This window comes from Bacillota bacterium (genome assembly GCA_013314855.1).
Classification (GTDB): domain Bacteria; phylum Bacillota; class Clostridia; order Acetivibrionales; family DUMC01; genus Ch48.
In genome coordinates this window covers 1-10,163 of record JABUEW010000137.1, presented here as the reverse complement: position 1 = coordinate 10,163, position 10,163 = coordinate 1, and the positions used below count along the sequence as shown (strand labels likewise).

At 37.4% G+C, this 10,163-nt stretch carries 8 protein-coding genes and 1 pseudogene; all 9 read right to left on the bottom strand.

Annotation, left to right across the window (positions count from 1 at the left end; all coding sequences use genetic code 11):
- Window positions 1-128 precede the first annotated feature (128 nt).
- Window positions 129-275, bottom strand: a pseudogene (locus tag HPY74_17555) (ParA family protein).
- 482 nt (window positions 276-757) lie between these two features.
- The gene (locus tag HPY74_17550) at window positions 758-2,809 is read right to left on the bottom strand and encodes a hypothetical protein (GenBank protein ID NSW92439.1); all 2,052 of its coding nucleotides are present in this window, start codon (window positions 2,807-2,809) and stop codon (window positions 758-760) included.
- Window positions 2,745-2,903, bottom strand: a complete 159-nt coding sequence (locus HPY74_17545) for a hypothetical protein (GenBank protein NSW92438.1) — start codon at window positions 2,901-2,903, stop codon at window positions 2,745-2,747. The genes HPY74_17550 and HPY74_17545 overlap by 65 nt, the downstream gene beginning before the upstream one ends.
- A 233-nt stretch (window positions 2,904-3,136) precedes the next feature.
- Window positions 3,137-3,925, bottom strand: a complete 789-nt coding sequence (locus HPY74_17540) for an ImmA/IrrE family metallo-endopeptidase (protein ID NSW92437.1) — start codon at window positions 3,923-3,925, stop codon at window positions 3,137-3,139.
- Window positions 3,925-5,547, bottom strand: coding sequence for a restriction endonuclease subunit S (locus HPY74_17535; protein ID NSW92436.1), 1,623 nt, complete (start codon window positions 5,545-5,547; stop codon window positions 3,925-3,927). Before HPY74_17535 ends, HPY74_17540 begins: the two co-directional genes overlap by 1 nt.
- The gene (locus HPY74_17530; GenBank protein NSW92435.1) at window positions 5,544-6,980 is read right to left on the bottom strand and encodes an SAM-dependent DNA methyltransferase; all 1,437 of its coding nucleotides are present in this window, start codon (window positions 6,978-6,980) and stop codon (window positions 5,544-5,546) included. Before HPY74_17530 ends, HPY74_17535 begins: the two co-directional genes overlap by 4 nt.
- 18 nt (window positions 6,981-6,998) lie before the next feature.
- Window positions 6,999-9,338, bottom strand: a complete 2,340-nt coding sequence (locus HPY74_17525) for a DEAD/DEAH box helicase family protein (protein NSW92434.1) — start codon at window positions 9,336-9,338, stop codon at window positions 6,999-7,001.
- A 27-nt stretch (window positions 9,339-9,365) separates the two neighbouring features.
- Entirely contained in the window at window positions 9,366-9,551 is a 186-nt protein-coding gene (locus HPY74_17520) for a helix-turn-helix domain-containing protein (protein NSW92433.1), read from the bottom strand.
- 351 nt (window positions 9,552-9,902) lie between these two features.
- Window positions 9,903-10,163: hypothetical protein (locus HPY74_17515; protein ID NSW92432.1), on the bottom strand; the 261-nt coding region annotated here is incomplete at its 5' end.

Sequence of the window (10,163 nt, the reverse complement as noted above, 5' to 3'; positions counted from 1 at the left end):
GACTAAAGTCCGTTATTCAGGCAAGTACGGGCATATCCTTACGGAGGTTACCAAACCGCAGAGTCATATTTTGGAAAGCTTGGGGATTAATCTGGAAACATAGTTATAATTTTACCGGGAATTTAGGCTAATGAGTCCGTCAGGTTTCCCTGTGCGTCCGCGTCCACCAGCAGCACCTTATTACCCTGTGCCGCAAGGCCGATGCCGAGATTGACCGCCGTTGTTGTTTTCCCTGTGCCGCCCTTTTGGTTCGCTAAAGCGATTACTTTAGGCACTTGAATTTCCTCCTTTCACGCAAAAAAGCCGCTTGCTCTATGGATAAATAAAGCAAACGGCTTTCTTACTTATTTTACACATTTTATATATAAAAAGAGAACACCGGTCTAAAACCGACATTCTCTCATCATTGTCCAGTTGTAAATTTGCGTTACACTGCGTAATATAGACATGCCTAAACACTCTAATCTACGCAAGCATTAAACATGTCCACACACTCCATGTCCAGTACAACGGAAACATCAATTTTATCTCTCAACACCTTATTCCTGAAATCGTCGCCATCTCTCGTAAAAGTCATATAGCGTGCAAAGTGCTGAAATTTAAAGATTTCTAAGTATCTTTCCTTTGCATTCCTGTTACTGTCTCTATATGTGTTGGGATGAAGTTGTAAGAGTAGATGTATACAATTATTACATCTCGATATTTCGATGCATTATACAATATAACTAAAGACATTCTAATTCTATATATTGAGACATCACTTAACACCATTGTTTTCTGCAATAGCTTTTTTTGCTTCGTTATAGTATTTTTTATATAGCTTGTCTCTTCTACCACTAGACCCTAAATACTTCAAAACTCCTCCCAAAACAGCTGGTATAGCTCCTGTCAGTATTGTCAAAATCCATTTAACAAAATCCCATTTTAAACTTAATGAATCAAGAGATGGAGGTAAAATAGATACAATAAAATTGTATATTGGATTAATTTGATATAAAAACATGAGTGAAACCATAATCCAAAGAAATACAGATAACCCCCAAAGAATATAAATTAATGGAGTTGCATTTTCAAAACAAGCTACTTTGTCTGATGCACGTTTTTTTGAAATTTTAATTAATAATTCTTCTTGAGTTTGTTTCGCTTTTAATTCTTTTTCTATATCATTTTCTTTAGTTTTTTGACGAATTTGGTTGTTCATCTCAAATTTCAAGGTTTCAATAATTTGTGCGTTTTCAGCCTTAAGTTCAAATAAAACTTTGTCAAATGCTTTGTCTGCGGATATAGTGTAGTCTTCTTTGGTATTAAATGTATATTCTTCTTTATTGTTGATAATTTCTAATATTATTTTTTCTTTTACTTTTTTATCAATTGTTTTTTGAGATATAGTTGACAAGAGTATAACAGGATTAATATTTATTTCATCATCTTCTGTTCTATGTTGTCTTAAACTTAAAAACAGACAGTAAGATTTGTAATCATCCGCGGTTCTCCCTGAAAACCTAAGAATGATTGACAGCCATACGCTTGGTATAACAACAATTGGTACGCCAGGGAATACTTCTTTTGCCCAATTCGTCAAAAGCTGATCTGCGGAAACTATAAACTCTTTTATCTGCCATAAACTTTGTCCATAATTTTTTTTCCGAAGTGATAAAGTGTAAAGAATATTATTGATATCTGTTTGAAGTGATTCAGCAGATACCATCTTTTGTGGTCTTTTCTGCAATTTATACTTTTTAAGACTTTCGGTTTTCTTATCAAATGATTCTATATTATAACCAACCGAGTAATTCGGGATCTCCAAATAGGCAATATCTGAAATAACATCTTGAATCATTCTAAATAAATACTGTTGAAAAGAAATATAATCATTATATTTATTCTGAGGTTGACAACTCCATTTATAATAAATCTCATAAAAATCGTTAATTTCTTCACTGCTGTTTAATTGTTGAATTAGTGAGTAATTTACCGGTTCTTGATTTTGTGTAATATATTTTATGTACTTAATCTGACCATTAATAACCCTGTATAACTCAGACAGGGTTTCACTTGTATAACACAATTCAATACCTACTTCTTTACATTTTTTTATAAATGAATTGGTCACATACTGCCGTTCATCCTTATTAATACCAGCCATTCTAAAAATAATATTTGCATCTAAGATAAATTTCTTACCTTTAAAAATTTTTTGAGATAGCAAAGAATCTTTTTTTGTAGCTAACATACAATATTCATAACTAAACGATATCATAGAATACAAAAATTTATTTTTCTCATCATTGTCCCAAGAGATAAATCCATTAATTAACTCAACTTCATAATTTGATGCAGAAAATGTATCTAAGATTATGTTATTTTGATGCTGCAAAAGACTCATAAAATTATTAATATTAGAATTAAAACAATAATATAAATACTTTAATATCAATTCTAAGAAATCATTTTCATCAAAATTTGCATTAATATGCTTTCGATAATCAACTATATATTTTTTCAAAACGGAGAGCATATCAGGCTGTTTTTTGAGTAAATCTCTCGTTTTTACAGTGAGCCTATATGTTTTGTTATCTATAATAATCCTATTCCTAGCTTTTCTTTTAACGGCATTTTCAATTTCTAATACATCAAACTGTAAATTAAAATTACTTTCTATATTGTCACATATTTCTGTTATAGTTAGACTGCTCTTGGGCGAATCATATAATACACTTTCAACTAAACGGCAAATGTATTTGTCAATGGTTGTCGGTGCTTGATCCTCCATACTTATCGCTAATCTCAATATGCTCTCTTCCTTCACGTTTCTTGACCTCCTGCATATCTCTGTATCCATCAAAATCAATTAATTCATCCAAATCTGAGAATAACCAATCAAGTATTATGTTTTCATCCATATTATCACCTCATCTTCATCATATGAGCAATTTATATGATTCAGTATGGGCAAAATATGGATATCCTATTCTTTTGTGTTATAGACGCATCGATTTATCGACATTATTCTATATAGTAATCATAAATAAACATTAAATCACCCTGATAAACCCAAAATCATAGCTTCAATCAGCACTGTAATCGACATAAATCATCTGTTTAAACTATCCTCGGTGTATAATAATTTTTACAACTACTCTATTTTTAAAATCGTCATAGATACATCGTGCTCATAATCTCCCCTTGTACACTCATAAACCATAATATTGCTATTAAAATGGCCTAACCATATTGAAGCCGGCGATAGGTAGAACTGTTTTTGATTTTGTTGATATCGAATTGCTCTGTATGCATGACTTTCTGTGGGAATGTTCTTTATTGTCTTCCCATACCCCTTCGCTGTGCTTGAACATTTAATTGCAGTAATGGATGTCCCCTTTGAGCATATAAGAATATAAGGGTCTTTTATGAAATCCAAGATTCTGTTTCCGCATGCATGTTTAGACACATAAAACTGGTTTGCCAAACTATTCATTAAAGTAAAATCAAAGACAGATCCAGCTAAAAGGGGTCTAAAAAGTGGCTCCGGCATTAACAATTCGACTGCAAATTGATTTGCTTCAGTTTCTATACGGGAATGACTGACCACATCTTCCATGTCTTGATTGGAACATCTGAAACTTGACTCTCCGTCCGATATATATGGAGGTTTGTGCTTTAAAAAATAATGACCAAGCTCATGGGCAAAAGTGAAGTTATGGCGGCCAATGTTATTAATATATGTATTGATAAGGATACCTTTCTTTTCACCTCTATATATCAGCGTCCCGCTCAGATCCTTTTCTGAAGATAAGGCACATCGTTTTACCTTTATCTTTTCCATATGCGCAATATCTTCAAGATGCAGGGCGGGAACATCTTTTATGCCCATTGTTTCCAAAACCCATTTTGCCTTAACCGCTGGGGTATTCTCAGCACACATCATTCGTCCTCCGCGAACATATCATCAATTGCTTGCAGCAATTCAGCAGAAGGCTTTTTACTGATTTCACCGCGTGCTGCCAATTGGAGCTGCTCTTCTTGTTTTGCCACCGGAAAGTCTATAATCCTGTTAGTATCCCTTTGTTCAATGGGTTTGGTTTTTACTGCCTTTATTTCCTCGCACAATGCCATTAATTCATTTACTTTGGCAACAATGCGCTGTTGCTCGGCAAGAGGTGGAAGAGGAAATAATTGATTTCTTATTGTTTCTGCTGTAATAGCTATAAATGTTGTTCCTGTGGCTTTAGATACAAAATCTTCTTCCATAGATTTCAAAAAATAAAATAGAAAATCACTTGTCATTTTACATAAAGGCAAGAGTGCACACAAACCACGTCCTATACATATTTCCCTTGTAGTAATATTAACAGATCCAACTGGAGCTCTAACAGCTAATAGAACACTATTTTCCATAGCGATCTTTTTAGGATCTGTTGTAACTTGAGTAGATCTTTTTAAATATTTATCAGAAAAATACGACTTACCTTGATGAAACTCTATCCCATTTATTACATTTCTTTTATCTATAACGCTTGTTCCGTCAGGAGACTGTCCCATAATAATATAACATATATCTCCTAATCTACTCCAAATCCACCCATCTGGTAAGTCGTAAGGAATTTCATCCTCCGTAATAGGCGGCAAAGGCTTTTCTTTTTTTATCTTTCCTTCCTTAACAAGTCGTGCTTTCTCAGCACGGATGCGTTCCAGCAAAACCGAAGCTGGTTCGTCATGGAGATCCTGATGTACAAGCTTTCCTTGAACCGCTGCTTGAAGGATAGATTTTGGCAAATACTCCTCAAAACGGTTCTCCAGAGCTTCCAGTTCCTGCTCTGCCGCCTCTAATTCATCACACAGTGTCATTAATTCGTTCACTTTAGCAACAATGCGTTGTTGCTCGGCCAAGGGCGGAAGCGGAATAATTTCTTTTTGCATAAATGTACCAGAAACTTCTTTAAAAGTAGTTCCTGGAGCTCTATTGATGATATCCTCGGTTTTGTTTTGTAATGAATAATAAATCCAATTTCTTAAGTCCATTATATATGGAATCACTGATTTAAATCCTTGATTAGTACAAAGATCATTTCCGGCAAAAGCAATTAAACCAATTGGTGCTCTGCTAGAAAATATTATACTTCCTTTTGGTACAATTCTAGTAGAACAAGAGTTATATCCATCTGCAGTAATATCTTTTTTGCCTCTATAGATTGTGTTTTCGATAGCATTTTTCATATCTGCCGGCGTAATCCATGGAATGCCGTTACCAGGATCAGTATAATAAGATGCGTTTGAAGTATCCGGAGTGGATCCACCAACAATCTCTCCAACATCAGATAACCTGCACCAAACCCATCCCTCTGGTAAGTCGTAAGGAATTTCATCTTCCGCGATTGGCGGTAGAGGCTTTTCTTTCTTTATCTTTCCTTCCTTCACCAGGCGCGCTTTCTCCGCATGGATGCGTTCCAACAAAACCGAAGCCGGTTCGTCGTGGAGATCCTGCGGTACAAGTTTTCCTTGAACCGCAGCTTGTAATATAGATTGACGCAATTCTGCTGCTTTCATTGTACATCCTCCTGGGCTAAGGCTGTTTGAATCTTTGCAAGAATACTCTCAATTCTATCCGTTAAAATCGCCTTTTCCTGGCGGTATTGTGTGATAAATTCATCCGGAGGCAAAATTTCCGTAGTTTCATGAGGAAAACCACAGAAATCCAAATTGTATTCTGCCGCTATGATATCTTCCACCGGAACATATTGAGAAACTTCGCTCTCTTTACGATTGTTCCACCATTCGTGTACAGGTGCAAAGTGTTCGTCCAACATCGGCCTTGTCTTTGAAAAATGCTTATATCCTTGCGGCATTTCCAATCGATAAAACCATACACCCTGTGTGGGTTTCCCTTTTGTAAAGAAAAGCAGGTTTGTATTGATATTGGTATAGGGTGCAAACACGTCCTTAGGCAAACGGACAATAGTATGCAGATTGTTTCCCTCCAGCAGCTTTTTCTTGATAGCCGCCTTCACACCTGTTCCGAACAAAAATCCATCCGGCAAAACCATGCCGCAGCGTCCGCCGTCTTTGAGAAGCGCCATAATATGTACCAAAAATAGATCCGCTGTTTCGGTAGTACGCAGTTCTGCGGGCACTGACTGAGAAATGGCTTTTTCCTCTGCACCACCAAAAGGCGGATTTGTCACAATAACATCCACCTTATCTTCTAGGCGATATTGATCTACCGGATGACGTAAAGTATTGTCATGTCGAATTAAAGGCACATCAATACCATGTGCAATCAGATTGGTTACGCACAGCAGGAAAGGAAAAGGCTTTTTTTCGATACCTTTGATGGTTTTTTGCAAAGTCCTGTATTCATCAGTTGTGTTTATTTCAAAGCGATCGATGACACTGGTCAGAAAACCGCCAGTTCCACATGCCGGATCGAGAACTATTTCACCCAATTGAGGATTTACCTTATCTACAACGAATCTGGTCACAGGCCTCGGCGTGTAAAATTCACCAGCCTTACCGGCACTTTGCAGGTCCTTTAACATGGATTCGTAAATGCCATTGAACAGATGAGTAGTTTTAACTTCTTCAAAGTTAATATCAGCGTTTATTTTATTGATGACTTGCCGCAAAAGAGTTCCCGACTTCATGAAGTTGTTGACACCCTCCATGACATCACGAACGAGGAACTTTCGTGGATCTCCATCTGAAACATCCAAATTACGCAGTGCTCGAAACATATTTTCTACATGCTCAATCAGTGCATCTCCAGTAATACCTTCATCATCTTCTGCCCAGTTTCTCCAACGGTATTCCTCGGGAATCACAGGGACATAATCATCCTCCAATTCCCAATCTTTTTCTTTAAAATCAAATGCTTTTAAAAACAACAGCCATGCTATCTGTTCTATGTACTGTGCATCACCGTTAATACCGGCATCAATGCGCATAATGTCTTTAAGTGCTTTTGTCGTATTTGATACAGCCATTTGGCATACCTCCTAAAATTATGCAACATAGAGTTCTTGCTCTAACTCTCGTATAGCCTGCTTAAATTTATCTTTTCCTCCAAAAATTTTGTTGACGATGTATTGCGGTGTGCCAAATTCCCGTATCGGGTTGACCTTTAGAACGTCCATGCTTTCTAAATTGGCAACTCCAGAATCAGCATACTTATCCAACAACGCATCCAAAACTGCAGCCGCTTTTTCTCCGTACTTTGCAAAATAATTGCGCTTTTTTACCTTGTTTGCCCGCTCACGCCTGGTCAAAGGAGGTTGATCAAATGCAACGTGGCACAGCAAATCGAACGGATCAAATTCGCGTCCGATTTGCTCCTGTAATTCTTCTATTAAGACACCTTGTTCAGCAAGTTCATCTAATATAACTTGCTTGCGTTCCGCGCTATTCCAAACACGTAAAAAATCATGCAAAGTAGCATACTTATTCAGAACATTCCGTTTCGTGTAGTCAGTAAGAGATTCTGTAATCAGTTTACCGTTTTTATCGATGTACTGAACTCTTTGCTTTAAAACGGATACCTCTACATCTCCTACATAATATTTCTTACGTTTGCCGGTTTCAGAATCGTTATCAATGTTGTAGTCAATGGGAGGCTCTCTGATAATTCCATTATCAGAAGTTGGATCATCAATGTTGCCGTTCTCATCGGGTGTAAATTCATCATCCTGTTCACAAGGCCCATCAAAGTCCGGATCAGCAAACAGCCGCGTTGCATCTCTGAAATCAAAAATAGTAAAAAACGCTTTTCCTAAATCTTCACGAACCCGGGTACCACGCCCGATAATCTGCTTAAATTCAGTCATGCTGTTAATGTTGGTATCCAGCACAATATACTTGACTGTCTGAACATCAACACCGGTCGTCAGCAATTTTGATGTTGTAACCAGCACAGGATATCTACTGGACACATCGCGGAAATTGTCAAGTTGTTTTTTGCCAATATCATCATCGCCTGTAATTCGCATCACATAGCGCTCATCTTCTTTTACCAAGTCGCTATTTTCGTTGATAAGCGCTTGCCTCATACGATCTGCATGTTCGGTATCAACGCAGAAGAAAATGCTTTTATCCATTCGAGCATTGTGGGCCTTCAAGTAATTAGACACCACTTTGGCCACCATTTTGGTACGCTGCTCCAACACCAGTTCCCGGTCATAATCGGTTACGTTATACTCCCGATCCTCTATAATATTTCCAAAGCGGTCGGTCTGTCCAAGATATGGGCGAAATCCTTCAGCATCCTTGTCAAGCAATACACGAATTACTCGATAAGGAGCTAAAAATCCATCTTCAATGCCTTGCTTTAACGAATATGTATAAACCGGTTCACCAAAATAATCAATATTGGAAACGTCTTTTGTTTCTTTAGGCGTTGCTGTTAAGCCGATCTGCGTTGCGGATTTAAAATATTCCAAGACCTCACGCCATTCACTATCGGCCTTTGCGCTACCACGATGGCATTCATCAACGACAATTAAATCGAAAAAATCAGGGCTGAATTGGCGGAAAATATCCTTATCGCCTTCGCCTGTAAGTCCTTGGTAAATAGCCAGATATATTTCATATGATTTGTCCACATGGCGATGGCGGATAATGGTCATTTTATCTTTGAAAGGGGCAAAATCATTTGCATAAGTTTGGTCAATAAGAGCATTTCGATCGGCAAGAAAAAGAATTCGCTTTTTTATACCAGCTTTCCACAGTCTCCATATGATCTGAAATGCAGTATATGTTTTTCCGGTTCCTGTTGCCATAACCAGCAGCACTCGATTATTTCCTTTAATAATAGATTCAACAGTAAGGTTAATTGCATTCAATTGATAATATCGTGGCTGTTTGTCAAGCCTCTCGACATAATAAGGTTCTGTAATAATCTTTTCCTGCTTTTCATCAATATTTTTATATTGTTTATACATCTCCCACAGTGTTTCAGGGGAGGGAAACTCCGAAAGAGATAAAACCGTTTCTCGATTATTATCTTCGCTGTTACGATTGTGGAAAGTAAACCCGTCACCATTCGATGTAAAAACAAACGGAACGCGCAATTGCTCAGCATATTCCAATGCTTGCTGCATTCCATCTGAAATTGTATGGTTATTATCTTTTGCTTCAACTATGGCAAGAGGGATGTGTGGTTTATAGAAAAGGACATAATCAGCATATTTGGCCTTATCTCTCTTATAAGACCCGCCGCGGGCAATAATACGCCCTTTTGTAATAGCATATTCTTCGCGCACTTGAATATTAGTCCATCCTGCGGCTTTAATAGCCGGAGTAATAAACCGTGTACGTATCTCTTGTTCAGTAAGGGATCTTTTGTCCATATTCTCACCACACAAATAATAATAATTTTATCTTTGATTTTCTGGTTTTGTTTTTATGCGAGCATCTACGGGTTTATCTGCTTCTTTTGGAATTGCCCAAGCCCATCCTAATCGCACAGCACCTAACACCCGCCCCTGCTCACATAAAACCTGAACTCTGCGTTGAGATATATTCCATTTTTCTGCGGCTTCTTTTGCCGTAATATATTCCATTCTCCGATACCTCACAGAGAAAATTTGCCAATTTGTTTTATTATATACGAAGAAACGAATAAAGGCAATAAGTTTGTTAAATATTTTGAAATATTTTGTTTTTAAGTCCATAAAATCAAACGAATTCTTTACAGATTCCTATTAAATCAAGAGAACGCTGGATCAAAACCAGCATTCTCTTTCATTGCCCAGTCTTAATTTGCTTCACACTGAGTAAAATAGACATGCCTGAACACATTAATCTATCTTTTTCAACGGATATTTCACTAGCCAGCAGATATAACGGTGGATGAGGGAAACAAACGCTCGCTTCACACCTGCAAACAGACAGACTTTTCCCATTATATTTTTTTATTCTCTAACTGCCTCAGCCATGAAATCCTGCAAAAAATCGTCCATGTCCAGCAGGAAGGAAAACAGGAAGTATTGCCGGGCCTCCGGGTGGGTTGCCAGCAGATCCACGTCCTCCGGGAATTCCATGCCTGCAACATCATATAGAATTCGCAGGATGTCCAGCATTTCGGTTCCCCGGTTCTCACTGTGTAGCTTGGTAAGAATGCTTGAAATTCTGTTTATGGCTTCGATATTGAAGCTGGAGAATGTCCAGATGGT

What these genes read in the sequence shown, in the direction of transcription:
- HPY74_17545 (NSW92438.1), bottom strand. Translation starts at nt 2,903, where the DNA reads ATGGATGAAAACATAATACTTGATTGGTTATTCTCAGATTTGGATGAA.
- HPY74_17540 (NSW92437.1), bottom strand. Translation starts at nt 3,925, where the DNA reads ATGTGTGCTGAGAATACCCCAGCGGTTAAGGCAAAATGGGTTTTGGAA.
- HPY74_17535 (NSW92436.1), bottom strand. Translation starts at nt 5,547, where the DNA reads ATGAAAGCAGCAGAATTGCGTCAATCTATATTACAAGCTGCGGTTCAA.
- HPY74_17530 (NSW92435.1), bottom strand. Translation starts at nt 6,980, where the DNA reads ATGGCTGTATCAAATACGACAAAAGCACTTAAAGACATTATGCGCATT.
- HPY74_17525 (NSW92434.1), bottom strand. Translation starts at nt 9,338, where the DNA reads ATGGACAAAAGATCCCTTACTGAACAAGAGATACGTACACGGTTTATT.
- HPY74_17520 (NSW92433.1), bottom strand. Translation starts at nt 9,551, where the DNA reads ATGGAATATATTACGGCAAAAGAAGCCGCAGAAAAATGGAATATATCT.